Below are 22,303 nucleotides of genomic sequence, written 5' to 3'. Positions count from 1 at the left end.
CGCGTATATACATTCCTGTTTTGATTGACTCTTCCACCGTCTCTTGCCTCAATTGGTGTATGGCATTTCTTCGGTTCCAGACTGGATCACGATGTCCCTTCTTTGAAGGGTGTGACCGCAGACAACCGCAGGACATGCCCTTACCCCCCACCCGATAACAACAATCACGTCTCGTAACGTGACGTCAGAATGGGTGTGAAATGTGAAGGAGACCACATGCGTTACCAAATCAGCGGAAAACAGATCGACATCGGCGCGGCCCTGCAGACCCATGTGCAGACCGAGTTGGGTGAGGTTGTGGGCAAATATGCCCAGCGCCCCACGGACGCCAATGTTGTCTTTTCCCGTTCGGCGCATGAGTATGTATGCGAAACTACAGTACATTTATCGACTGGTCTGACGGCGCAGGCCAAAGCGCATGCAACAGAAATCTACGCGGCGTTCGAAGGGTGCTGTGAAAAGATGGACAAGCAATTGCGCCGCTATAAGCGCCGTCTCAAGGACCATCACAAGGATCGTTCGGAACCGGTTGAACTCTTTGGTGCGTCCTCTTATATCCTCGCGTCTGAAGAATCAGGGACGGCTGACGAACCAGAATCTCTGCAGCCCATGATCGTGGCTGAGATGGAAACCAAGATCCCATCGCTGAGTGTTGGTGAAGCTGTCATGCAAATGGAACTGGCTGGCGCCCCGGTGTTGGTGTTCCGCAATGAGAACAAGGACGGATTGAACGTGGTGTATCGTCGGGACGACGGAAACATCGGCTGGATTGATCCGTAACAGGCAAAGATAGCGAGGCAGGCGCCGGCGAATGCAGGGGCAATGTCATGGAGCATGATTATGGAGCTTTCGAGCATACTGAAGCCCGAGGCAGTACGCGTATTGTCCGCAGCTTCCAGTAAGAAGCGGTTGTTTCAGGAAATAGGTGATGTCGCATCAGCGACACTGGGTCTTGAGGCCCAGGCCGTTGTTGATTGCCTGCTGGAGCGCGAAAGCCTCGGCCCTACGGGTGTGGGTCATGGTGTGGCACTGCCGCATGCGCGCCTGTCCGAAATTGAAACGGTATCAGGTGTGTTCGTCATGCTGGAAAAACCCATCGATTTTGGATCGGTGGATCGACAGCCCGTTGATATCGCTTTTTCGCTGTTTGCCCCGGAAGAGGCTGGTGTTGATCATCTCAAAGCGCTGGCTTTGGTATCGCGGACGCTGCGCGACACGTCAGTTTGCGCTAAACTGAGGGCCAACCCTGACCCGACCAAGCTTTATGCTATTTTGACCGAAGCGCAGTCGATGCAAGCGGCGTAAACAAAAAAGCCCCCAGAAAATGGGGGCTTTGTCGTCTTCAAGCAGCGTTGATCAGCCGCCAGTTCCCATTTCAAGCGTCCACCAGATCTTGCCGCCGCCTTCTTGGTGCCAGGCAAACCCCATCTGAGTAGCTTTGGCGTCCATGATGACAGAACGCGGACCAGGTTCCTGCATCCATGCAGCCAGCGTCTCGGTCTCCGTTTCATAGGTTTCTGAGATTGCCTCGCCCAGAAACGTCCCGAAATATCCAACCCGTGCAGCCCGATCCAGGGGTGATGAGCCATCCGAGCCGAAGTGCCAGGGCCGGTTTTGTCGGGCCATGTCCTTGGAATGCGTTGCTGCAGCTGCGTTGAGCTGCGCATTTAGCTGAACGGCTTGCAGACCCTGTGCCTGCCGCAATGCATTCACCGAATCAAGCATCCGGAACTGCAGCTTTTCGGGGTTGCCCCGAATCTTGTAAACAGTCGGCAAAGGCCGCCCGTCTGGGCCAATTGTGGAAGTTCCGGTGTTGGTACATGCCGCTAGCGCGACAAAGCAAATCAATAGTAAAGAAACGATACGCGTCATGTTTGACCTGATTATTGTGTCGTCACAGGGCATAGCGTGCCTTACAGTTCTGAGCAAATGCGCAATGGCCACATGTCGCGTGAATCTGCCGGTTTGGTTTGCGACTGAAGCATTCTGGTCATAGAATGCCCCGAATTTCAGATGTCGCGATAGCAAAGGACCGCTTCTCATGGTCAGGAAACGCATTCCCTTTTCAACCCGCCGTGGATTTATTGTTGGTGCATCGGCAACATTGGCAAGCCCGGCGATTGCGCAATACATCCCCGGCGATCCCTTGCGCCCCGCACCAGAGGACGAACCCGCAGTACGTCGCAACGTTTCAGGGTTCCGTGCGCTCGAGTGGCAGCCCTATTTCTCAAACACGCGAAACGGTGCCATTCTCGTCGATACCGTGTCCCGTGCGCTGCATTATTGGTCAGATGATCAATCAACCTACAAACTTTACCCTTCATCGGTACCATTGACCGAAGAAATGACCCGCCGGGGGCGTACAAGTGTGATCCGCAAGGTCGAAGGCCCAACTTGGGCTCCGACGCCGTCGATGAAGAAAAGAAACCCTGAATGGCCGGATTTCATTCCAGCGGGTCCCGATAACCCGTTGGGAACGCACGCTTTGTACTTAGGTTGGAAGTATTATCGTATCCACGGAACCCATGACACGCGAAAAATTGGGCGTCGGTCGTCCAACGGCTGCATCGGCTTGTTCAACGACGACATCGCCGAGTTGTTTTCAATGACGAAGGTCGGCACGCAAGTGTTGCTAATTTGACGACATTTTCGCGCTCGAAGCCGCTTGCCGCTCAAGTTGCAATTGCATTCCAGCTTTAATGCTGATTAGAAAAAAGCCACGAGGTAAGTCTTAGGTGTGTGGTTCCGGATATTGGAATTGCGCAAATTCTGGAGGTTAATATGAAAAAACTCGTTCTCGCCGCTGCTCTGACGGCTGCTGCTTCGACCGCTTTTGCTGGCAACCTGGAAGAGCCGGTTGTTGAGGCACCTGTTGTTGTAGAAGAAACACAGGGTTCTTCGCAGGGCATCCTGCTGCCACTGATTCTGCTGGTCGTTGTTGCCGCAGCTGTTGCAGCCGGTTAATTCTACGAGCGAAATTCGGAAAAAAGGCGGTGGAGCAATCCACCGCCTTTTTTCACGCATAACTGTAGCGCGCGTCAGTCCAACCAACCACTTAGGTTGTTTTCAATGATAGTGCTGAGCGCTTTGATATGCGGCGCATCGTCGTTCAGGCAGGGAACATAGGTAAATGTCTCACCGCCCGCCTCTTCAAAGCTTTCCTTGATCTCTTCGTTGATCTCTTCCAGCGTTTCAATGCAATCGGCTGAAAAGGCCGGTGCGATGACGGCTATGTTCTTTTTTCCCTGACGCGCCAGTTCAGCCACGTGATCCACCGTATAGGGCTTCAACCACTCTTCGGGACCAAAGCGCGATTGGAAGGTCGAGATTATCTGGTCGTCCGACCATCCCAGCCGCTCCTTCAGCAATCTTGACGTTTTCACGCATTGGCAGTGGTAGGGATCGCCCTGTTGCAAATAGCGCTCGGGCATGCCGTGGTAAGAGCAGACCAAAGTATCCGGCTTGGTGTTCATTGTGGCATAGGCGCGTTCGACCGACTGTGCCAGGGCGTCAATATAGCTCGGTTCCGCATAGTATGCTGGAACGGTGCGGCTGGCGGGTTGCCAGGCCTCCTCCATCAACGAGCGAAAGAACTGGTCGTTCGCTGTTGCCGTCGTTGCGCCCGCGTAATGCGGATAAAGCGGGAAGAACAGAATGCGGTCGCAGCCTTCGGCCACCATTTGCCGAACCTTGGACTTGGTGGCTGGGTTACCGTAGCGCATGCAGAAATCCACCATGACCTGATCGCCGTAACGCTCTTGCATTGCATCGCGGAGTTTTGCGGTCTGATCCTTGGTGATCGTCATCAGCGGGCTTTCGCCCTTGTCGTGATTCCAAATGGATTTGTAGGCCTCGCCCGAGCTGAAAGGGCGCTTGGTCAGAATGATGCCCTGCAGGATTGGCTGCCATTTCCACGCCGGGTAGTCGATCACACGGCGGTCTGAAAGAAACTCGTTCAGATAACGTCTCATCGGCCAATAGGTGTAGTCCTCCGGAGTGCCCAGATTGGCCAGCAGAATCCCAACGCGCCCCATTTTGACCTTCGGATGGTCGGCGGGTGCATGTGCGGGGCGGGTTGCGTCAAACATATTGGGCTTCCTGAATTTATGTGGTCTGATCTGAGATAAAGGGAAAAACCCGGCCGTCAATCCGGCAGATTGCCCTCATCTGTGTTCAGGGCCTCGGCAAGGCGCATCTGGGCAGACCCAGGGCGCAAGGGTTTGGGCTGGCTTTCATCGGGGGACCAGCCGGTCAGGCAGATCAACTCGAACGTTGCAGGCAGCCGGTCTTCTGGCGTCGCGAAGTGTTCGCTATAGGCTTTCTGTGCCTGGTCAAAGATTTGCCGTTTCGTGGGCCTTCTTAGGCGATCTGACAGAACATTGGTTTCGCCCATCGCGCGCAGATCGCGCATCAGATGGTACAGATCCTTGTATTCGGCCGTCAGCGCGGCTGCATCGGCCACTGGCAACGCCAACCCGGCCCGTTGCAGCAGGGATCCCAGATCCCGCAGCTCAGCCATTGGAGCGATGCGAGGGCTAAGCCCACCCGTGACAGCAATTTCGGCCTGCCCCAGTGCGGCGCGCAGTTGGTGCAGGGTTTCTCCGCCCAGACATACGACCAGCAATAAGCCATCAGGACGTAAAGCCCGGTTGCATTGGATGAGCTGTCCAACCGGGTCGTTGGCCCAATGCAAGCCCATGGCATGGATCACCAAATCATGTGTGCCGGGGGTCAATGCCAATGTCTCATCATCCGGAATGATATTCGCGTCTGGCAAAACGCTCTGCCAGATTTGATGGAAAGGCGTCACTATGGCTGGTGCCGTAAAGGTTCTGTTAACCATCGATAGCCGATCCTGCACTTCGTCTACGGCGGCGCGGTGCAGGAACAGGGCTTCATCCTGCGCACGTGCGCGGCGCAGGGTCAGGGCCGACCGGTCAAACAGAGAGGGTGCGGTGGACGCAGGCAGTTTCATAGCTCGCAAGTATCGCATCTGGCAGCGAGTTCAAACCGCTGTCGAACTAATCTATCCGCCCAGATGTTTAAGTTGCGGAGAGTTGACCGAATCAGATTTCGGCTTATGCGCTTTGTGTTGGCGCGATACGCCCTTTATCGGCGGAACGGTTTGCGACAGGTGTGGGATGCCCTTGCCCGGCGGTACAGACGGCCACCGAATCGAGTGTGATGATTGCCTAAAGGCGCCTCGCCCCTGGCGGGAGGGGCGCGCGGCATTGTTGTATCAGGGACGTGCCCGGTCTTTGATCCTTGCGCTGAAACATGGTGACCGGCCAGAGCTGGCTAGGCCCGCTGCGCGCTGGATGGCACAGGCCGGTCGCGGGCTGTTCAGACCTGGCATGGTGATTGCACCTGTTCCCTTGCATTGGTCACGCCTGATCAAACGACGGTACAACCAATCGGCGCTGTTGGCCCAACATCTTGGGCGAGAGGTTGGGTTGGAAACCTGCCCGGATCTGCTGACGCGCCGGGCTAAGACACCTGCGCTGGACGGTAAAACTGCGGCGGAGCGGGCCAGATTATTGAAAAATGCGATTTCTGCACATCCGAAGCGGCGTCACAGAATGCACGGGCGGGATGTTCTTCTGGTCGATGATGTGATGACCTCGGGCGCGACTCTGGCCGCATGTACACAGGCTTGCATATCATTGGGGGCGAATCATATTTTCGTGTTGGTACTGGCGCGCGTTGCCAAGGATGCCTAATTCGCGGCAAGTTACGCGAAACGCGAAGGAACGGAATATGAAATCGGTTGAAATCTATACCTCGCCGCTATGCGGGTTTTGTCATGCGGCCAAGCGGCTGCTGAAACAGAAAGGGGTCGAGTTCAAGGAAATCGATGTCTTGATGCACCCAAAGCGCAAGCCTGAAATGATACAACGCGCGGGTGGCAAACGCACCGTGCCACAAATTTTCATCGGCGCAGACCACGTTGGCGGCTGCGACGATCTGTATGATCTGGAGCGGCAGGGTAAACTGGACAACCTGTTGGCGGCCTGATGAAAACCGCGCTGTTTCAACTCACCTCATCTGACGATCCGGTTCAGAATCTTGAGATGGTGCGCTCGATGATGGCCGACGCCGCCGCGCAAGGTGCACAGTTCATCCTGACGCCAGAGGTGACAAACTGTGTTTCCAACAGCACCACACGGCAGCGCGAGGTTTTGCAGGAAGAAGAAGATGACATCTCCCTTGCGGGCCTGCGTGAGCAGGCCGCTGCTCTAGGCGTCTGGTTGTTGATCGGGTCGCTAGGGATCAAGACCCACGATGCGGATGGCCGGTTCGCCAACCGGTCCTTTATGATCGACCCAAACGGGCAGATCGCGGCACGCTATGACAAAATCCACATGTTTGATGTGCAGGTTACCGAAACCGAGACCTTTTGCGAATCAGCTAACTACCGGCCCGGTACAACGGCGGTGGTGGCCGAGACGGATTTTGGCAAAGTTGGGCTGACCATTTGTTACGATATACGTTTCCCGCATCTGCATGCCACTTTGGCGCAGGCTGGTGCGCGGATCATCACGGTTCCGGCCGCCTTTTCGCCGGTCACCGGGGCGGCGCATTGGGAATCGTTGCTGCGCGCACGGGCCATAGAAAACGGCTGCTGGGTCCTTGCGCCCGCCCAGACGGGTGACCATCCCAAAACGCGCGGGAAAACACGTCAGACTTACGGTCACAGCATGGTTGTGGCCCCGTGGGGAGAGGTGCTGATCGACGCAGGCACCGATCCGGGCATTCACTTTTTCGATTTGGATGATAGTTCTGTGACAGAGGCACGCCGACGCGTGCCCTCTCTGACACATACCCGTCCCTTCGACGGGCCTTGATCCAGAATCGGGCCATGACTGACGAACACAATGCCCTGGCGGTCACGCTGTTCAGCGAGATCCTGACCGCCGATCAACTGTTGCGGAACCGGCTGAGCCGCGTTTTGCCCAAGGGCATGGAAATCTCGCATTTCTCGGTGCTGAACCATCTGGTCTTTGTCGGCGACGAACGCAGCCCGGCACAACTGGCAAATACATTTCACGTGACCCGAGGTGCCATGACCAACACTTTGGCCAAGCTGGAATGGGCCGGATACATCCACATCCGCCCTGACTGGGACGATGCCCGCCGCAAAATGGTGGCCATAAGCCCCGCCGGCCGCCGCGCGCGCGATCAGGCGATTGCGTCGATCGCCCCGTTGATCAACCGTGTGGTCGGAGAGCTGGGGTTGGAGCGTGTCCGCAGCACTCTGCCCGTGCTGCGGGATTTGCGGTTGCAGTTGGAGGGGGAGTAGGGGGCAACGAACCGTTGCCCTTGGCCAGGTCAAAAACCGTTGCGACCGTATTCGTACACCTGTGGCGCCTATAAAGCCAAGTAAACTCAGGCTGCCATAATATACGGGTCGCTCCGCTCCCTAAATTCTTGAGTATTCAAAAGAATGCCGACGTTCGTAGAATGACCTGCTTCAACGCTCCTCTTTGGATATTCATTTTACACCTAAGATCAACGCATCTAGAAGCCGCCGCAAACCATTGGCCTCCATTTTTGGGTTGCCTTGCAAGCCAACTCCAGCCGCCGCCGCCGCTGCGAATAGAAGACAGGATTCTATTCCATCCACGCCCTCGAACTCACCGCCATGGATAAGCCATACCAAATACTCACCTTTTACATCTTCATTAGTAGCACTTACTTTTCCTACGTTGCATCCATCGTTAGAGAGTTCGTGTGAAGCAAATAGTGTTGTCGCTTTCTCCGGCAGGTCTAAACCAACTGGTTTCACAAATTTGCCTTCCGAAACTATCTCGGGGTCAATGAAGACAAAAAAATAGATTGCCCTTACCAGATCATACTTGTTCGAATTAGCGCTCAAGTACCGATCTGCAATTTCCTGAGTTGCCTCAGAAACTTTAGGATCGCTTATATAGCCAGAAAGCGGAACGCCTTCATGTTCGTACACGAACACGCCCGAATTCTCATGTGCTGTGGCTAGCGTGCTATTGAACATTGTAGCAGCGGAAATTGCCGCACCAGAAAATACCGCGCGCCACAGCGCATAACTTAAAGATCGACTCAAAAAATCTACCTCACTCCGGCTTCAAACTCGCCGTCACATAATTCACACTCAAATCCCGGTCCGATATCGACCAACTCCATAAGATCGGATTGAAGACAAACCCCTTACGATCCACGGGATCCAATCCGGCTTGGCGCAGCAGGTCGAACAGCTCATCAGGTGTGATGAACTTGTTCCATTCGTGCGTGCCGCGGGGCAGCCAGCGCATGACGACTTCGGCCCCGAAAATGGCCATGGCGTAGGATTTCGGGTTGCGGTTGATGGTGGAACACACCTGCAACCCACCAGGCTTCAATAGCTGCTGCGTCGCAGTCAGGTAGCTTTGCGGGTCAGTCACATGTTCGACAACTTCCATGTTCAGCACCACATCGAAATGTTCGCCTGCGGCGGCCATGTCCTCGGCGGTGGTGTGGCGATAGTCGATGTCCAGCCCCGACTGTTCAGCATGAATGCGAGCGACAGGCAGGTTTCCTTCGGCCGCGTCAGCGCCTACAACCTCAGCCCCCAGACGCGCCATGGGTTCGCTCAGCAAGCCTCCTCCGCAGCCGATATCCAGCAGGTGCAGGCCTTCGAACGGTTTCGGGGCTTTCAGGTCACGGTCAAATTCGCCTGCGATTTGCTGTGTGATATAGTCCAAACGGCACGGGTTCAGCATGTGCAGCGGTTTGAATTTCCCATGCGGGTCCCACCATTCTGCGGCCATCGCCTCGAATTTTGCGATCTCGGATGGGTCCACCGTGTTCGGATGCGCTTGCATTCCTGTCTCCGTATGCTCTTTTACGCTTAAGGACTATATAGGCCCATAATGGACAAGTACCCGGACCAAAAGCGCGCAGTTCAGTATCTGTACCCGCCGATCGACCCGTTCGATCAGCGTTTGGTCAGTGTGGGCGACGGTCATCAGGTTTATATGGAGCAAAGCGGCAATCCAGATGGGGTGCCGGTCGTGGTGTTGCATGGCGGTCCGGGCGGTGGATGCAGCCCGGCTATGCGGCGCTATTTCGACCCCAGCGTTTTTCGGGTGATTCTGTTTGATCAGCGAGGTTGCGGTAAGTCCCGTCCCCATGCGTCGGTGGAGAACAACACGACCTGGCATCTGGTCGCCGATATCGAACGCCTGCGGAGCTTGCTTGATATTGAAGAATGGATCGTCTTTGGCGGAAGTTGGGGCGCGACATTGGCGCTGATCTATGCGCAAGCGCATCCGGACCGCGTGAGCCGGTTGGTATTGCGTGGAGTTTTCCTGATGACCCAGGTGGAGCTGGATTGGTTCTACGGCGGCGGCGTCGGAAGATTCTGGCCCGAGCAATGGTCGAAATTCACGTCTCTCCTGTCCGAGGATGAACTGTCGAACCCAATTGGCGCCTATAACAAGCGTCTCTTTTCAGGTGACCGGGCCACGGAAATCCTGTTCGCACGCGCCTGGTCCAGCTGGGAAAACGCCCTGGCTTCGATCCATTCCAATGGGACGACAGGGGAAAGCCCTGGCGAATACGCACGGGCCTTCGCGCGACTTGAAAACCACTATTTCATAAACAGTGGATTTCTTGAGGCGGATGGGCAAATTCTGGACCAGATGGACAAGATCGCACATATTCCGGGCCACATTGTCCAAGGCCGCTATGATATGATCTGCCCGCCCCAGGCGGCTTGGAATCTGTCTAAGCGCTGGCCCAATGTTGATTTGAAGATGGTGCGCAACGCAGGGCACGCCCTGTCTGAACCGGGGATTAGCGCCGAACTGGTTCGCATCATGGACCGTGTGGCGGAGGGCGTGGCATGACCCGGATTGACCGCCGTGCCTTGTTTGCCTCGGGTGCTGCTGCTGCGCTTCTGGCCGCGACCGGGGCGTCATTGGCTGACACTCCGAAATCAGGCGGAACATTGCGGCTTGCGGTCCCACGCGACGACAGCCTTGATCAGGTGGTTCGCGGCGCCGTGTTTGATACTCTGACCGAGATTGCCCCGGATGGCACCTTGCGCGGCGAATTGGCAACGGGCTGGAAAACCGACGCTGACGCCCGTGTCTGGCAATTTGATCTGCGCGAAAATGTCCAATATCACGATGGCGCCGAACTGAAGGTTCGGGACGTTCTCGCTGTTCTGGAGGAGATCGGGCAAGCCGAAGCTCTGGGCGCCAATGTTGTGCGACTGGAACTGGCCGACCCCAATCCCGGTTTGCCGTTCCTGTTGGCGGACAATAGATATGTCATCACCCGTGATGGTCAGGGTGTGACGCCTTTGAAGACCGCCAACGGTACGGGGTGTTACCTGGTAGAACGGGCCGAGGACGGGCGGCACTTTCTTGGTCGCAGGGTGACAGAGCATTACAAAGACAATCAGGCGGGGTGGCTTGATGCGCTCGAGGTGATCGTCATTCCCGACGCCCATGTCCGCGCCGAAGCATTGCGGGACGGCTATGTGGATGTCGCAGCCCTGCCCGCACACGAAGGCCTGCTGGGTCAGCGTGGCCTGCGGTTCGATCCCGGCGAATCAGACATGGCGCTGGCGATTGCCGGATCGGTTGGACTGCCGCGGCAGGTCGGTCAGCGCGGTGCTTTGGACGACGGCCGTATTGCGGAACGGTGGTGGTTGGCCTGAAACCGGCCTAATTGCGATCACGATTTTCTCGGGGGGTTGCAGTTTGGGAATGTCCTGCGTATATGCGTTTCAACAGCGGCGTGTCGGACTTCTGGTCCGAGGCTCCACCGGAAATTTCGACGGGCCGCGCGCCCGTTTTTTTGTGCCCGAACAAGGGTAGAGTACCAGATGACAAACGACCTGATAGCCAAAGCTGCCATTGACAGGCGACTGGCCGAGATCATCACACCGGTGATCGAGGATCTGGGGTATGAGTTGGTTCGCGTCCGTTTAATGAGCGGTAAGCTGACCACCCTGCAGATCATGGCCGATAAGCCTGATGGCGGGATCGAAGTGGATGATTGCGGCGAGATTTCGAGCGCGGTCAGTGCATCTCTGGATGTCGAAGACCCAATTCTTGACGCCTATACGCTGGAAGTCTCAAGCCCCGGCATCGACCGCCCTCTGACCCGTCTCAAGGATTTCGAGATGTTCGAAGGGTATGAGGCCAAGATCGAAACCGCGGACCTCATTGATGGTCGCCGCCGCTTTAAAGGTGAACTTGCGGGGATCGAAGGTGATGAGGTTCTGATCAATATTCCCGAAGGGGATGAGACGATCACCATTGGTCTGAAATTTGACTGGCTGAGTGACGCCAAGCTGGTCCTGACGGATGACTTGATCAAGGAAATGCTGCGCCAACGCAAAGATGCGGGGGCTTTGAACGAAAACGCCTTCGACGAGATAGAGACCGACGAGTCCCAAGAGGAGACGAACTGATGGCAATTACCTCAGCCAACCAGCTGGAGCTGTTGCAAACCGCCGAGGCGGTAGCACGCGAAAAGATGATCGACCCCGGTCTGGTTGTCGAAGCGATGGAGGAGTCGCTCGCCCGTGCCGCCAAAAGCCGGTATGGTGCCGAGATGGACATTCGCGTGTCCATCGATCGCAAGACCGGTAAAGCGACCTTTACCCGCGTCCGCACCGTCGTCGAAGATGAAGAACTCGAGAATTATCAGGCCGAGATGACCGTCGAACAGGCGCGGCAGTACATGGAAGCGCCCGAAGTCGGCAACACTTTTGTCGAAGAGGTTCCACCGGTTGAAATGGGTCGGATCGCGGCGCAGTCAGCCAAGCAAGTGATTCTGCAAAAAGTTCGCGAAGCTGAACGTGACCGCCAGTACGAAGACTTCAAGGATCGCGCCGGTACCATCATCAACGGTGCGGTTAAACGCGAGGAATTCGGCAACGTCATCATTGATTTGGGTGGGGCCGAGGCCGTTCTGCGCCGCAATGACAAGATCGGTCGCGAAAGCTATCGCCCGAATGACCGGGTGCGTGCCTATATCAAGGAAGTCCGCCGCGAAGTGCGTGGTCACCAGATTTTCCTGTCGCGCACTGCGCCGGAGTTCATGGCCGAGTTGTTCAAGATGGAAGTGCCGGAAATCTACGATGGCATCATCGAGGTCAAGGCCGTGGCGCGTGACCCCGGTTCGCGCGCCAAGATCGCCGTTATTTCTTATGACGGCTCGATCGACCCCGTCGGTGCCTGCGTTGGTATGCGCGGCAGCCGTGTGCAGGCCGTTGTGAACGAACTGCAGGGCGAAAAGATCGACATCATTCCGTGGAACGAAGATCAGCCCACCTTCCTGGTGAACGCGCTTCAGCCCGCTGAGGTCTCCAAAGTTGTTCTGGATGAAGAAGCCGGCAAGATCGAAGTTGTTGTTCCCGAAGAACAGCTGAGCCTTGCCATTGGTCGCCGTGGTCAGAACGTGCGTTTGGCAAGCCAGCTGACCAATCTGGACATCGACATCATGACTGAAGCCGAAGAGTCGGCCCGCCGTCAGAAAGAGTTCGAAGCCCGCACCCAGCTGTTCATGGAGAGCCTTGATCTGGACGAGTTCTTTGCCCAGTTGCTGGTGTCCGAAGGCTTTACCAACCTCGAAGAGGTTGCCTATGTCGAAGTGGACGAACTGCTGGTCATCGATGGTGTTGATGAAGGCACCGCAAATGAACTGCAGGCACGTGCCCGCGAATACCTTGAAGCACAGGCCAAAGCTGCGCTTGACGCGGCCCGTGCCCTGGGTGTTGAGGACAGCCTTATTGAATTTGAAGGCCTGACACCCCAGATGGTTGAGGCACTGGCCAAGGATGACGTGAAGACTCTGGAAGACTTCGCAACCTGCGCCGATTGGGAGCTGGCCGGTGGCTGGACCACAGTCGATGGTGAACGCATCAAAGATGATGGGGTTCTGGAACCTTTCGGTGTGACTTTGGAAGAAGCTCAGGATCTGGTTATGACGGCACGCATCATGCTGGGTTGGGTTGACCCGGCCGAGCTGGAGCAGGCCGAAGAAGAGATCGAAGGCGAAACAGCTGAAGAGGAGGCGGAGGCCTGATCTCAGGTCTCGGGTGGCGTAAATGGGTCGCGGTGGCGTCCATAAAGATCGGTCCGAAGGGCCTGAGCGCAAGTGCATCGCCACGGGCGAGGTTCAGCCTAAGTATGGGCTGATCCGCTTTGTGACGGGGCCGGATGGTCAGGTCTTTCCCGATGTTGCGGCAAAACTGCCGGGGCGCGGGGTTTATGTGGCATCGGACCGTGCTGCGCTGCATAAGGCCATCGGCAAGAAACTGTTCGCACGCGGGTTCAAGGCGCAGGTGACTGCTTCAAAGGATCTGGCGGACGAGGTAGAAAAGCAGGTCGCGCGCCGTGTGGTTGAGTTGCTCAGCCTGGCGCGCAAGTCAGGCGACGCTGTCGCGGGCTATGAAAAGGTCAAGACGTGGCTGGACCGGGAAGAGGCCCAGGTCCTGCTACAGGCCGCTGACGGATCTGGGCGCGGCAAGTCCAAACTGAGCACACCGCACTTTGGTAAATACATCGGTTGGCTGACTGCGGACGAGTTAGGACAGGCATTTGGGCGCCAAACCGTGATTCATGCGGCGCTGGCCTCTGGCGGACTCGCCAAACGTGTTGTAGAGGAAGCGCAGCGCCTGCGTGGCTTGCGCGAAAAGGATGACGGCGGCAAGGGCCGCGCGGAAGGGTAAGAAGCTTTATGAGCGATAGTGACGGCAAAAAGACATTGGGTCTACGTGGCGGGGCACGCCCCGGAAATGTGAAACAGAGTTTCAGCCACGGACGCACCAAGAATGTCGTGGTGGAAACCAAACGCAAACGCGTGGTGGTCCCCAAGCCGGGCGCAACCAAGTCCGGTGGCGGTGCTGCACCGTCGGGTGATCCTTCGCGTCGTCCTGCAGGCATTTCTGATGCCGAGATGGCCCGCCGTATGAAGGCATTGCAGGCGGCCAAAGCGCGCGAGTCCGAAGAGGCCGCACAGCGTGAAGCACAGGAAAAGGCGCGCGAAGAAGAGCGTGCCCGTCGCCGTGCCGAACAAGAGGCCAAGGAACGCGAACAGCGCGAAGCCGAAGAACGCGCGCGCGCTAAGGCCGAAGAGGAAGATCGCAAGCGCAAAGAGGCCGAAATAGCGGCACAACGCGCCGCTGCTCCGGCAGAACCGGTGGAACCCAAGGCGGCGGCTCCGCGTAGTCCCGCCAACAAACCTGCACCAGCTGCAACGCCGAGGAAAAACGATCGCGAGCGTGAGCAACGCGGCAACCGAGGCAAAGGTCGTGATGACAACCGTCGCTCCGGCAAACTGACTCTGGGCCAGGCTACCGGTGGCGAAGGTGGACGCCAGCGCTCTATGGCGGCGATGAAGCGCAAGCAGGAACGTGCACGTCAAAAGGCGATGGGCGGAACTGTCGAGCGGGAAAAGGTGATCCGCGACGTACAGCTGCCCGAGGCCATCACGGTTTCAGAGCTGGCCAACCGTATGGCCGAGCGTGTGGCAGATGTTGTCAAATCGCTGATGAACATGGGCATGATGGTGACGCAAAACCAAACCATCGACGCCGATACAGCCGAGCTGATCATCGAAGAATTTGGTCACAAGGTGACCCGCGTCTCTGATTCGGATGTGGAAGACGTTATCAAAGAAGTCGAAGATGACGACAAAGACCTGCAGTCACGACCGCCGGTCATTACGATCATGGGTCACGTCGACCACGGCAAGACATCGCTTCTGGATGCAATCCGTGATGCGCGTGTCGTCGCTGGCGAAGCAGGCGGCATCACACAGCATATCGGTGCTTATCAGGTGAAAACCGAGGGCGGCACCACGCTGTCTTTCCTGGATACGCCTGGCCACGCGGCCTTTACCTCGATGCGCTCACGCGGCGCACAGGTGACGGATATCGTTGTGTTGGTTGTTGCTGCTGACGATGCGGTCATGCCGCAGACGATTGAGGCGATCAACCACGCGAAGGCTGCCGAAGTTCCAATGATCGTGGCGATCAACAAGATCGATAAGCCAGATGCCAACCCGGACAAGGTGCGCACAGACTTGCTGCAGCACGAAGTGATCGTCGAGAAGATGTCGGGTGAAGTGCAGGATGTTGAGGTCTCGGCCATCACCGGTCAGGGTCTTGGTGAACTGCTGGAAGCCATTGCGCTGCAATCCGAAATTCTGGAACTCAAGGCCAACCCGAATCGCGCGGCCCAGGGTGCAGTGATCGAAGCACAGCTGGATGTAGGACGTGGTCCTGTGGCCACCGTTCTGGTTCAGAACGGTACCCTGCGTCAGGGCGATATCTTTGTTGTGGGTGAGCAGTACGGTAAAGTTCGTGCCCTGATCAACGACAAGGGCGAGCGCGTGCAAGAGGCTGGACCTTCTGTGCCTGTCGAGGTTCTGGGCTTGAACGGTACACCCGAAGCTGGGGACGTTCTGAACGTGACCGAGACCGAGGCTCAGGCCCGCGAAATCGCTGAGTATCGTGAGAAAGCCGCCAAGGACAAACGCGCTGCCGCTGGCGCCGCGACAACCCTTGAGCAGTTGATGCAGAAGGCCAAGGAAGACGAAAACATGGCCGAACTGCCGATCCTGATGAAGGCGGACGTTCAAGGGTCTGCCGAAGCCATTGTTCAGGCGATGGAGAAGATCGGCAATGATGAGGTGCGCGTGCGCGTGCTGCATTCGGGCGTGGGTGCCATCACCGAGACGGATGTTGGCCTGGCCGAAGCCTCTGGTGCACCGATCCTGGGCTTCAACGTGCGTGCCAATGCCTCAGCGCGGAACACTGCGAACCAGAAGGGTGTGGAGATCCGGTACTATTCGGTGATCTACGATCTGGTCGACGACGTGAAAGCGGCCGCATCCGGTCTGCTGAGCGCCGAGATCCGCGAAAAGTTCATCGGTTACGCCGAGATCCGCGAAGTCTTCAAGGTCACCGGTGTCGGCAAGGTCGCCGGCTGTCTGGTCACTGAAGGTGTCGCACGTCGTTCTGCCGGTGTCCGCCTGCTGCGCGACAACGTGGTGATCCACGAAGGCACGCTGAAGACGCTGAAGCGCTTCAAGGACGAAGTGGCCGAGGTTCAGTCGGGTCAGGAATGCGGTATGGCGTTTGAAAACTACGACGATATCCGCGCAGGTGATGTGATCGAGATTTTCGAACGCGAAGAAGTCACCCGTACTTTGGAGTGATCCTGAGCGTCATCGAGACAAAAAAAAGCGGCCCGATAGGGCCGCTGTTTTTCTTTGTGGCTACTGCCCGGCGGGTAGGAAAGTACCGGGATGCATGATGATGTCGAAATGCTGCATCCCTTTCTTCAGATCGAAGCCGACCGAATGCCCACCTTTGCGCAGCAGTTCTGCGTACTCCCGGCTTTGACGGATAAACTCGCGCGTGTCCCTCTCGGCCACAGTCACATGGTAGCGCGGGCCGGGGGCGGGCAAGTGCAGGATGGGCGACAGGTCATGTATCTCAAGCGGGGTCAGCTGTAGCGGATCGTTCACAGACGTCAGGCTGATTGGCTCCAGATCATAAATGCCACTGACCAGAACCACGTCGCGCACGCGCAATCCAGCCCGCGCCAGCGCATCGGCAGACGTTGCCATGACCATGGCGACCAGATGCGCACCGGCACTGTGCCCCGATAGCGTCACCCGCGATGGGTCGAAACCCAACGAAAAAGCATTCGAGGCCAGCCACAGCAGAGCATCGCGGCATTCGGAGATCATTTGGTCCAACTTAGCATCTGGGGCGAGCGTGTAGTTCAGCGAGGCGAAGGACTGTTCGGCGTCGATCAGCGCCGGGGCCATCATGGACGACTCGCGCTGGCTAAGTGCCTGCCAATAGCCGCCGTGAAAAAAGACATGCAGCGGTGCGCCTGCCCCTTTCGCCGGGAAGAAGTCCAGAACTTGCGTTGGGCTTTGGCCATAAGGCAGGTTTTCTTTCACCTGCAGACTCGCCCGCGCCTGCGCGCTCAACGCGTCATAGCTGGCCAGATAGGGAGACAGGTCGCCACCGATCATTGAACTTGGAGAGTATTCCCGCTCCAATTCCTCATTCGAGAACCCACGATACAGCATGTCTTAGTCCTGCCCGCTATACATCAGTTCGGACCGCATATCATACAGGTCGTGGAAGAATCGCAGGTCCAGCGCCTTGCGCAAGAAGGCGACACCGCTGGATCCGCCAGTGCCAGGCTGCATGCCGATGACCCTTTCGACCGCAGTTGCGTGATCAAAACGCCAGCGTTGAAACAGGCTTTCTACATCCATCAGCTTTTCGGCCAAGGCATAAAGATCCCAGTATTTTTGCGTGTCTTGAAACACCTGAACCCAAATTTGCACGACGCGCGGGTCCCCGGAATAGGGTACGGCGTAGTCCCGTTCGATCAAGTCGTTAGGGACGTCAAAACCCTGACGTGCCAACATGTGCAATATCTCGTCATACAGCGATGGCTTGGTTAGGGCGGCGTTCAGCATCTCCATAACTTCAGGATCATGCTGATGTACTTTCAGGGTCGAGGCATCTTTGTTGCCCAGAATGAATTCAATCTGCCGATAGCCGTAGCTTTGAAATCCCGATGAACTGCCCAATGCCGCGCGGAACGTCATGTAGTCAGCAGGCGTCATGGTCAGCAGGGTTTCCCATGCGGTGATCAGTTGGCGCTGGATCGCTTTGATCCGGTCCAGATTTTTCATCGCCGGACCAAACTCATCGTGCTGCAGAAAGCGGCGGACCTCGACAAGCTGGTGATGCATCAGCTTTAACCACAGCTCGCTGACCTGATGAATGATGATGAACAGCATCTCATCCGGTTGGGCAGGGTCCTGAAAGGTTTTTTGCAGGTTTAGCAGGGTCTTGAGTTGAAGGAAGTCTCCATAACTCTTGCGATGAGTCTCGGCAAAATCGGTGACCAGCGATTCCTCGATGCCACGTTCCACAAAGCGATCTTCGGTATTCTCGTCGCCCATTTCACCCCTCCGCAGTGTTGTTTTGCACCTGTTTAGGGGTTGAGTTTGTAACTTTCCAGCGGGTTACGTCCAGTCCAGAACCACTTTGCCAGAGAGGCCAGATTTCATCGCTGCGAATCCTTGGGCGAATTCGTCGACGGAATAGCGATGGGTAATGACGCGGCTGACATCCAGACCGTTTTGCAACATGGCGATCATCTTGTACCAGGTCTCGAACATCTCGCGCCCGTAGACGCCCTTGATGGTGATCGCTTTGAAGACGATACGGCTCCAATCCACAGGCGATTTGCCCGGGGGGATGCCCAGCAGAGCAATTTTACCGCCCATGACCAACGCTTCGATCATCTGATCCAATGCTGCTTGCGAGCCTGACATTTCCAGGCCAACGTCAAAGCCCTCTTTCAAATCCAACTCGGTGATGACGTCTTGCAGGTCTTCAGCGGTGACGTCCACGGTGCGAACCGTGGGGGCGACGTGTTGTGCGAGTTTCAGACGATCTGCGTTGATGTCGGTGATCACCACATTGCGTGCGCCGGCATGGCGGGCAACCGCTGCGGCCATGATGCCGATGGGGCCGGCCCCGGTGATCATCACGTCTTCACCCAGCAAATCAAAACTTAGCGCCGTGTGCACCGCATTGCCCAAAGGGTCCAGGATCGCGCCAATTTCATCCGGGATGTCGTCTGGCAATGGGACGACGTTGAAGGCGGGTAGTTTCAGATATTCGGCAAACGCGCCCTGTTCGTTCACTCCGATCCCCTGTGTACCGGGATCGAGATGGAATTTTCCCGCCCGGCTTTGGCGACTGTCGGTTCCGATCAGATGCCCCTCGCCCGAGCATCTTTGGCCGATCTCCAGGCCCGTCACATTGCGCCCAAGCTCGACGATTTCACCAGCGAATTCATGGCCGGTGATCATAGGAACCGGCACTGTGGCGGCGGCCCAATCATCCCAGTTCCAGATGTGAATGTCGGTGCCGCATATCCCCGTTTTGCTGATCCGGATCAGAACCTCATCCGGCCCAATTTCAGGAACTGGGGCCTGAACCATCCACAGGCCTTCTTTGGGATTGGATTTTTCCAGCGCTTTCATCGTGTTGGGTCGCATCAGATTACCCCCAACTCTTTACCGACCTTACCAAATGCGGCCAGTGCCCTGTCCAGTTCGTCTTTGGTAAGGGCTGCATTCATCTGCGTTCTGATCCGCGCCTGCCCGCGAGGGACCACGGGGAAGAAAAAACCCGAGACATAGACGCCTTCGTCAAACAGCCTTGATGCCATGTCCTGTGCCAGTTGCGCCTCGCCCAGCATCACCGGGATGATTGGGTGTTCGCCGGGCAGTAGGTCAAAGCCCAGCTTTTCCAGCCCCGCGCGCCAGTATTTGGCGTTGCCGAACAACTGGGCGCGCAGCATGTCGCCCTCTTCGACCAAACGGATGGCTTCCAGTCCGGCGGCGACAATTGATGGCGGCAGCGAATTGGAAAACAGATAGGGCCGCGCCCGCTGCCGCAGCAGGTCGATCACTGGCTGCGGCCCGGCGATGTAACCGCCGATTGCCCCCCCAAGTGCCTTGCCCAGTGTTCCCGTCAGGATGTCTACATCAACACCGAAGTGATCTGGTGTGCCTGCACCCTGCGGCCCCATAAAGCCGGTGGCGTGGCAGTCGTCCACCATGACAATCGCGTCGTATTTGTCAGCCAGTTCGCGAATTTTCGGCAGGTTGGCCAGGTAGCCATCCATTGAAAACACACCATCGGTCGCGATCATGATATGGCGCGAACCGTCCTCGCGTGCCTGTTTTAGCCAGGCTTCGAGGTCGTTCATGTCGTTGTTCAGATAGCGATAGCGTTTGGCCTTGCACAGGCGCACTCCGTCGATGATCGAGGCGTGGTTCAGGCTGTCCGAAATGATGGCGTCTTCTGGCCCTAGTAGAGGCTCGAACAACCCGCCATTGGCGTCGAAACAGGCGGCAAATAGGATCGAATCGTCCTTATTCAGAAACTTCGCCAGGCGCTGCTCCAGCTCTCGGTGGATGTCTTGCGTGCCACAGATGAACCGAACCGAGGCCATGCCGAACCCCTTCGGCTCCATCGCGTCTTTGGCGGCGTCAATCAGGGCAGGATGATCCGCAAGGCCCAGATAGTTGTTGGCGCACAGGTTGATCACCTGCTTGCCGCCCACAGTAATCTCACCACCCTGGGGCGAGGTGATCATTCGCTCGCGCTTATACAGCCCCTCAGATTCGATCTGCGTCAGGGTGTCCGTGATGTGGGACAGGAATGCATCTGCCATGGCGATCTCCTTGCTTTGAGTCGCACATCTAACATAGCGGACAAATTTCCCAAATAGGAGAAGTACAAGATTACGGAAAAATTTCCGTGAAGGCGGAATGCCGCCGAGGTCAGGCGTTTTTGACGATCAGAAAGACGCGGGCCGGTCCCTTCGCGGAAATGGCGTGCACAACGTCTGCTGCGTACCGCGCAGTATCGCCCTGCTGTAATTCGGACACGGCGGAGCCTGATGTCACGCGAACAGCGCCTTCCAGAACGGTCAATTGCTCCTGCGCACCCCGCGCATGTGGCTGGCTGTTCAGCCCCCCATCTTGGTCAAACTGGATGTCGTAAACCTCGTGACCGCCAGCCTCTTCGGGCGGCGATAAGATGCGGATGCGGCAGTTCTGGCCCATATTGTCGATGCTGGGCACTTCAGTCCTCCTGAGAACCTCAATCTGGTCTGCGATGCTGCCCTCTTCCAGAAGTCCTGCAAAATCCACCTGCAATGCGCGGGTCAGGTTCCACAGGGTCGAGATTGTCGGGCTGCTTTCACCTCGTTCGATCTGGCTGACCATGGACCGAGACACACCGCTTAGGTTCGCCACGGCTTCGAGCGAAAGCCCTTTGGCACGACGCGCCTCTTTCAGGCGGGCGGGCAGGCGTGTCAGGATATCGTCTGTGTCTTCCGTCATGACGGAAATTCATGCGCGCAGGCTGATGCAATGTCAATCTTGGCCGTGACGGGACGTCCTATGGGACAGGCCTATGCTGCGAGTGCATACTGCCGCCAAACCCTGGAGGAGAAAGATATGACCGATATCGTATTGCTGGACGGTGCCCGCACCGCAATCGGAACATTCGGCGGCGCCTTGGCATCAACCGCGCCCATTGATCTGGCAACCGTCGCAACCGAAGCAGCGCTTGGGCGTTCGGGGGTAGAAGGCGCACAGATCGGACATGTGGTCTTTGGTCATGTGATCAATACCGAACCCCGCGACATGTATCTTTCGCGGGTGGCGGCGATGCAGGCGGGTATTCCCAATGGAACGCCGGCGATGAACGTCAACCGTCTGTGTGGATCGGGTGCGCAGGCAATTGTCTCAGCCGTCCAATCTCTGATGCTGGGTGATGCCGAATTTGCAGTGGCTGGTGGTGCCGAGAGCATGTCGCGCAGCCCCTACATTGTGCCTCAGGCCCGGTGGGGTGCGAAGATGGGCGATGTAACCTCGATGGATATGATGCTGGGCGCACTAAACTGTCCATTTGGCACCGGTCACATGGGCGTTACGGCAGAGAACGTCGCGGATGAGCATCAGATCAGCCGTGAGCAGATGGATGAGTTCGCATTGACGAGCCAGGCCCGTGCCGCCGCCGCGATTGAGGCGGGGTACTTCGAAAACCAGATCACGCCTGTGCAGGTCAAGGTCAAGCGGGACATGGTTGATTTCAATGTCGACGAACACCCAAAGGCTACGACCGCAGAGGCGCTGGCAGGGTTACGGGCAGTGTTTAAAAAAGACGGTCGGGTTACAGCCGGAAATGCATCCGGCATCAATGACGGTGCCGCGGCGATGGTCCTGGCGACCGCAGACGCGGCCGAGAAGGCGGGTTTGAAACCCAAGGCACGCATTCTGGGGTATGCCCATGCGGGTGTCCGCCCCGAGGTGATGGGGATTGGCCCGGTCCCGGCGGTGCAGAACCTGCTGAAGAAGACCGGTTTGTCCGCGGGCGATTTCGACGTCGTCGAAAGCAACGAGGCCTTTGCGGCGCAGGCTCTGGCCGTCAATCAGGAACTGGGGCTGGACGCTGCCAAGGTTAACCCCAATGGAGGGGCTATCGCACTGGGGCACCCTGTCGGGGCCACCGGAGCGATCATTACGCTGAAGACCCTATATGAGCTGGAGCGCACCGGTGGATCCAAAGGGTTGATCACAATGTGCATTGGTGGTGGTCAGGGGATCGCCATTGCCATTGAACGGCTCTGATGGGTGATCGGGCGTGGGGGGCTGTCTGCCCCCCATCGCGCCGAGGCGCGATTCCCCCCGAGGATATTTT

Annotated in this window: 25 protein-coding genes; 15 read left to right on the top strand and 10 right to left on the bottom strand. The window is 57.2% G+C overall.

From position 1 onward, the window contains the following. Nucleotides 1-216 precede the first annotated feature (216 nt). Both hpf and ACR0BU_RS17300 read left to right on the top strand, forming a co-directional pair. On the top strand, nucleotides 217-780 hold the full coding sequence (hpf, locus tag ACR0BU_RS17305; protein ID WP_298936427.1) for a ribosome hibernation-promoting factor, HPF/YfiA family: 564 nt from the start codon (nucleotides 217-219) through the stop codon (nucleotides 778-780). 60 nt (nucleotides 781-840) lie between these two features. Then, nucleotides 841-1,305, top strand: a complete 465-nt coding sequence (locus tag ACR0BU_RS17300; protein WP_298936426.1) for a PTS sugar transporter subunit IIA — start codon at nucleotides 841-843, stop codon at nucleotides 1,303-1,305. Nucleotides 1,306-1,356: 51 nt separating this feature from the next. On the opposite strand, the gene dalA is transcribed toward ACR0BU_RS17300, so the two are convergent. Continuing rightward, on the bottom strand, nucleotides 1,357-1,872 hold the full coding sequence (gene dalA, locus ACR0BU_RS17295) for a divisome-associated lipoprotein DalA (protein ID WP_300071582.1): 516 nt from the start codon (nucleotides 1,870-1,872) through the stop codon (nucleotides 1,357-1,359). Between the two features lie 169 nt (nucleotides 1,873-2,041). Between dalA and ACR0BU_RS17290 the strand changes: the two genes are divergently transcribed. Next, nucleotides 2,042-2,641 carry a L,D-transpeptidase gene (locus ACR0BU_RS17290; RefSeq protein ID WP_298936424.1) on the top strand — a complete coding sequence of 200 codons (600 nt, stop codon included), beginning with the start codon at nucleotides 2,042-2,044 and terminating at the stop codon, nucleotides 2,639-2,641. A 140-nt stretch (nucleotides 2,642-2,781) separates the two neighbouring features. Continuing rightward, on the top strand, nucleotides 2,782-2,964 hold the full coding sequence (locus tag ACR0BU_RS17285; RefSeq protein WP_120631809.1) for a hypothetical protein: 183 nt from the start codon (nucleotides 2,782-2,784) through the stop codon (nucleotides 2,962-2,964). A 74-nt stretch (nucleotides 2,965-3,038) separates the two neighbouring features. Here the strand turns inward: ACR0BU_RS17285 and hemH are convergent, their stop codons facing one another. Further along, the gene (hemH, locus tag ACR0BU_RS17280) at nucleotides 3,039-4,088 is read right to left on the bottom strand and encodes a ferrochelatase (RefSeq protein WP_480738213.1); all 1,050 of its coding nucleotides are present in this window, start codon (nucleotides 4,086-4,088) and stop codon (nucleotides 3,039-3,041) included. Between the two features lie 56 nt (nucleotides 4,089-4,144). Continuing rightward, a complete protein-coding gene (locus ACR0BU_RS17275) occupies nucleotides 4,145-4,975 on the bottom strand; it encodes a class I SAM-dependent methyltransferase (protein ID WP_298936421.1) in 831 nt (276 codons plus the stop codon). Between ACR0BU_RS17275 and ACR0BU_RS17270 the strand changes: the two genes are divergently transcribed. From ACR0BU_RS17270 to ACR0BU_RS17255, 4 genes are read left to right on the top strand one after another with little or no spacing between them, the layout of a single operon-like run. Continuing rightward, the gene (locus ACR0BU_RS17270) at nucleotides 4,956-5,720 is read left to right on the top strand and encodes a double zinc ribbon domain-containing protein (RefSeq protein WP_480738212.1); all 765 of its coding nucleotides are present in this window, start codon (nucleotides 4,956-4,958) and stop codon (nucleotides 5,718-5,720) included. The genes ACR0BU_RS17275 and ACR0BU_RS17270 overlap by 20 nt on opposite strands. A gap of 37 nt (nucleotides 5,721-5,757) precedes the next feature. Beyond that, nucleotides 5,758-6,015 (top strand): glutaredoxin 3, encoded by a 258-nt coding sequence (grxC, locus tag ACR0BU_RS17265; RefSeq protein ID WP_300071590.1) that lies wholly within the window; start codon nucleotides 5,758-5,760, stop codon nucleotides 6,013-6,015. After that, the gene (locus tag ACR0BU_RS17260; RefSeq protein WP_480738211.1) at nucleotides 6,015-6,845 is read left to right on the top strand and encodes a carbon-nitrogen hydrolase family protein; all 831 of its coding nucleotides are present in this window, start codon (nucleotides 6,015-6,017) and stop codon (nucleotides 6,843-6,845) included. The genes grxC and ACR0BU_RS17260 overlap by 1 nt, the downstream gene beginning before the upstream one ends. A 14-nt stretch (nucleotides 6,846-6,859) precedes the next feature. Further along, nucleotides 6,860-7,300, top strand: coding sequence for a MarR family winged helix-turn-helix transcriptional regulator (locus ACR0BU_RS17255; RefSeq protein WP_300071593.1), 441 nt, complete (start codon nucleotides 6,860-6,862; stop codon nucleotides 7,298-7,300). A 192-nt stretch (nucleotides 7,301-7,492) separates the two neighbouring features. On the opposite strand, the gene ACR0BU_RS17250 is transcribed toward ACR0BU_RS17255, so the two are convergent. Both ACR0BU_RS17250 and ubiG read right to left on the bottom strand, forming a co-directional pair. Beyond that, on the bottom strand, nucleotides 7,493-8,080 hold the full coding sequence (locus ACR0BU_RS17250) for a hypothetical protein (protein ID WP_300071595.1): 588 nt from the start codon (nucleotides 8,078-8,080) through the stop codon (nucleotides 7,493-7,495). A gap of 10 nt (nucleotides 8,081-8,090) precedes the next feature. Further along, nucleotides 8,091-8,837 carry a bifunctional 2-polyprenyl-6-hydroxyphenol methylase/3-demethylubiquinol 3-O-methyltransferase UbiG gene (gene ubiG, locus ACR0BU_RS17245; RefSeq protein WP_300071597.1) on the bottom strand — a complete coding sequence of 249 codons (747 nt, stop codon included), beginning with the start codon at nucleotides 8,835-8,837 and terminating at the stop codon, nucleotides 8,091-8,093. A 48-nt stretch (nucleotides 8,838-8,885) separates the two neighbouring features. On the opposite strand from ubiG, the gene pip reads away from it, so the two are divergent. From pip to infB, 6 genes are all read left to right on the top strand, one after another. Beyond that, nucleotides 8,886-9,863 (top strand): prolyl aminopeptidase, encoded by a 978-nt coding sequence (gene pip / locus ACR0BU_RS17240; protein ID WP_480738210.1) that lies wholly within the window; start codon nucleotides 8,886-8,888, stop codon nucleotides 9,861-9,863. Further along, nucleotides 9,860-10,681 (top strand): ABC transporter substrate-binding protein, encoded by an 822-nt coding sequence (locus tag ACR0BU_RS17235; protein ID WP_480738209.1) that lies wholly within the window; start codon nucleotides 9,860-9,862, stop codon nucleotides 10,679-10,681. Before pip ends, ACR0BU_RS17235 begins: the two co-directional genes overlap by 4 nt. A 168-nt stretch (nucleotides 10,682-10,849) precedes the next feature. Then, on the top strand, nucleotides 10,850-11,440 hold the full coding sequence (rimP, locus tag ACR0BU_RS17230; protein WP_298936412.1) for a ribosome maturation factor RimP: 591 nt from the start codon (nucleotides 10,850-10,852) through the stop codon (nucleotides 11,438-11,440). After that, nucleotides 11,440-13,059 (top strand): transcription termination factor NusA, encoded by a 1,620-nt coding sequence (gene nusA / locus ACR0BU_RS17225; RefSeq protein ID WP_298936411.1) that lies wholly within the window; start codon nucleotides 11,440-11,442, stop codon nucleotides 13,057-13,059. The genes rimP and nusA overlap by 1 nt, the downstream gene beginning before the upstream one ends. A 22-nt stretch (nucleotides 13,060-13,081) precedes the next feature. Next, the gene (locus tag ACR0BU_RS17220; RefSeq protein ID WP_480738208.1) at nucleotides 13,082-13,705 is read left to right on the top strand and encodes an RNA-binding protein; all 624 of its coding nucleotides are present in this window, start codon (nucleotides 13,082-13,084) and stop codon (nucleotides 13,703-13,705) included. An 8-nt stretch (nucleotides 13,706-13,713) separates the two neighbouring features. Further along, a complete protein-coding gene (infB, locus tag ACR0BU_RS17215) occupies nucleotides 13,714-16,197 on the top strand; it encodes a translation initiation factor IF-2 (protein ID WP_298936409.1) in 2,484 nt (827 codons plus the stop codon). A gap of 60 nt (nucleotides 16,198-16,257) precedes the next feature. Here infB and ACR0BU_RS17210 read toward each other — a convergent pair whose 3' ends face one another. The 5 genes from ACR0BU_RS17210 to ACR0BU_RS17190 form a co-directional block, all read right to left on the bottom strand. Further along, the gene (locus ACR0BU_RS17210; RefSeq protein ID WP_480738207.1) at nucleotides 16,258-17,085 is read right to left on the bottom strand and encodes an alpha/beta hydrolase; all 828 of its coding nucleotides are present in this window, start codon (nucleotides 17,083-17,085) and stop codon (nucleotides 16,258-16,260) included. 3 nt (nucleotides 17,086-17,088) lie between these two features. Further along, nucleotides 17,089-17,976, bottom strand: a complete 888-nt coding sequence (locus ACR0BU_RS17205; protein ID WP_480738206.1) for a tryptophan 2,3-dioxygenase — start codon at nucleotides 17,974-17,976, stop codon at nucleotides 17,089-17,091. 63 nt (nucleotides 17,977-18,039) lie between these two features. Next, complete coding sequence (gene tdh, locus ACR0BU_RS17200; protein WP_480738275.1) at nucleotides 18,040-19,068, bottom strand: L-threonine 3-dehydrogenase; 1,029 nt, start codon at nucleotides 19,066-19,068, stop codon at nucleotides 18,040-18,042. A 14-nt stretch (nucleotides 19,069-19,082) separates the two neighbouring features. After that, nucleotides 19,083-20,267 carry a glycine C-acetyltransferase gene (locus ACR0BU_RS17195; RefSeq protein WP_299082220.1) on the bottom strand — a complete coding sequence of 395 codons (1,185 nt, stop codon included), beginning with the start codon at nucleotides 20,265-20,267 and terminating at the stop codon, nucleotides 19,083-19,085. A gap of 109 nt (nucleotides 20,268-20,376) precedes the next feature. Next, nucleotides 20,377-20,940: a helix-turn-helix domain-containing protein gene (locus ACR0BU_RS17190; protein ID WP_298936405.1), complete on the bottom strand. Its 564-nt coding sequence runs from the start codon at nucleotides 20,938-20,940 to the stop codon at nucleotides 20,377-20,379. Nucleotides 20,941-21,057: 117 nt separating this feature from the next. Here ACR0BU_RS17190 and ACR0BU_RS17185 point away from each other — a divergent pair, with 117 nt between their 5' ends. Further along, nucleotides 21,058-22,233: an acetyl-CoA C-acyltransferase family protein gene (locus tag ACR0BU_RS17185; protein ID WP_480738205.1), complete on the top strand. Its 1,176-nt coding sequence runs from the start codon at nucleotides 21,058-21,060 to the stop codon at nucleotides 22,231-22,233. Nucleotides 22,234-22,303: the final 70 nt, after the last annotated feature.

The organism is Ruegeria sp. CK2, from assembly GCF_056536585.1.
Note: the sequence above shows the minus strand (reverse complement) of the source record. Positions and strands in the feature narration are given on the sequence as shown.

Bases quoted from the DNA above. Each gene is read 5' to 3' on its own strand.
- ACR0BU_RS17290 (WP_298936424.1), top strand. From the start codon at position 2,042: ATGGTCAGGAAACGCATTCCCTTTTCAACCCGCCGTGGATTTATTGTT.
- hpf (WP_298936427.1), top strand. From the start codon at position 217: ATGCGTTACCAAATCAGCGGAAAACAGATCGACATCGGCGCGGCCCTG.
- ACR0BU_RS17220 (WP_480738208.1), top strand. From the start codon at position 13,082: ATGGGTCGCGGTGGCGTCCATAAAGATCGGTCCGAAGGGCCTGAGCGC.
- ACR0BU_RS17275 (WP_298936421.1), bottom strand. From the start codon at position 4,975: ATGAAACTGCCTGCGTCCACCGCACCCTCTCTGTTTGACCGGTCGGCC.
- ubiG (WP_300071597.1), bottom strand. From the start codon at position 8,837: ATGCAAGCGCATCCGAACACGGTGGACCCATCCGAGATCGCAAAATTC.
- ACR0BU_RS17235 (WP_480738209.1), top strand. From the start codon at position 9,860: ATGACCCGGATTGACCGCCGTGCCTTGTTTGCCTCGGGTGCTGCTGCT.
- tdh (WP_480738275.1), bottom strand. From the start codon at position 19,068: ATGAAAGCGCTGGAAAAATCCAATCCCAAAGAAGGCCTGTGGATGGTT.
- ACR0BU_RS17260 (WP_480738211.1), top strand. From the start codon at position 6,015: ATGAAAACCGCGCTGTTTCAACTCACCTCATCTGACGATCCGGTTCAG.
- ACR0BU_RS17205 (WP_480738206.1), bottom strand. From the start codon at position 17,976: ATGGGCGACGAGAATACCGAAGATCGCTTTGTGGAACGTGGCATCGAG.
- ACR0BU_RS17300 (WP_298936426.1), top strand. From the start codon at position 841: ATGGAGCTTTCGAGCATACTGAAGCCCGAGGCAGTACGCGTATTGTCC.
- hemH (WP_480738213.1), bottom strand. From the start codon at position 4,088: ATGTTTGACGCAACCCGCCCCGCACATGCACCCGCCGACCATCCGAAG.
- infB (WP_298936409.1), top strand. From the start codon at position 13,714: ATGAGCGATAGTGACGGCAAAAAGACATTGGGTCTACGTGGCGGGGCA.
- ACR0BU_RS17185 (WP_480738205.1), top strand. From the start codon at position 21,058: ATGACCGATATCGTATTGCTGGACGGTGCCCGCACCGCAATCGGAACA.
- ACR0BU_RS17190 (WP_298936405.1), bottom strand. From the start codon at position 20,940: ATGACGGAAGACACAGACGATATCCTGACACGCCTGCCCGCCCGCCTG.
- ACR0BU_RS17255 (WP_300071593.1), top strand. From the start codon at position 6,860: ATGACTGACGAACACAATGCCCTGGCGGTCACGCTGTTCAGCGAGATC.
- ACR0BU_RS17195 (WP_299082220.1), bottom strand. From the start codon at position 20,267: ATGGCAGATGCATTCCTGTCCCACATCACGGACACCCTGACGCAGATC.
- rimP (WP_298936412.1), top strand. From the start codon at position 10,850: ATGACAAACGACCTGATAGCCAAAGCTGCCATTGACAGGCGACTGGCC.
- grxC (WP_300071590.1), top strand. From the start codon at position 5,758: ATGAAATCGGTTGAAATCTATACCTCGCCGCTATGCGGGTTTTGTCAT.
- pip (WP_480738210.1), top strand. From the start codon at position 8,886: ATGGACAAGTACCCGGACCAAAAGCGCGCAGTTCAGTATCTGTACCCG.
- ACR0BU_RS17285 (WP_120631809.1), top strand. From the start codon at position 2,782: ATGAAAAAACTCGTTCTCGCCGCTGCTCTGACGGCTGCTGCTTCGACC.
- nusA (WP_298936411.1), top strand. From the start codon at position 11,440: ATGGCAATTACCTCAGCCAACCAGCTGGAGCTGTTGCAAACCGCCGAG.
- ACR0BU_RS17210 (WP_480738207.1), bottom strand. From the start codon at position 17,085: ATGCTGTATCGTGGGTTCTCGAATGAGGAATTGGAGCGGGAATACTCT.
- dalA (WP_300071582.1), bottom strand. From the start codon at position 1,872: ATGACGCGTATCGTTTCTTTACTATTGATTTGCTTTGTCGCGCTAGCG.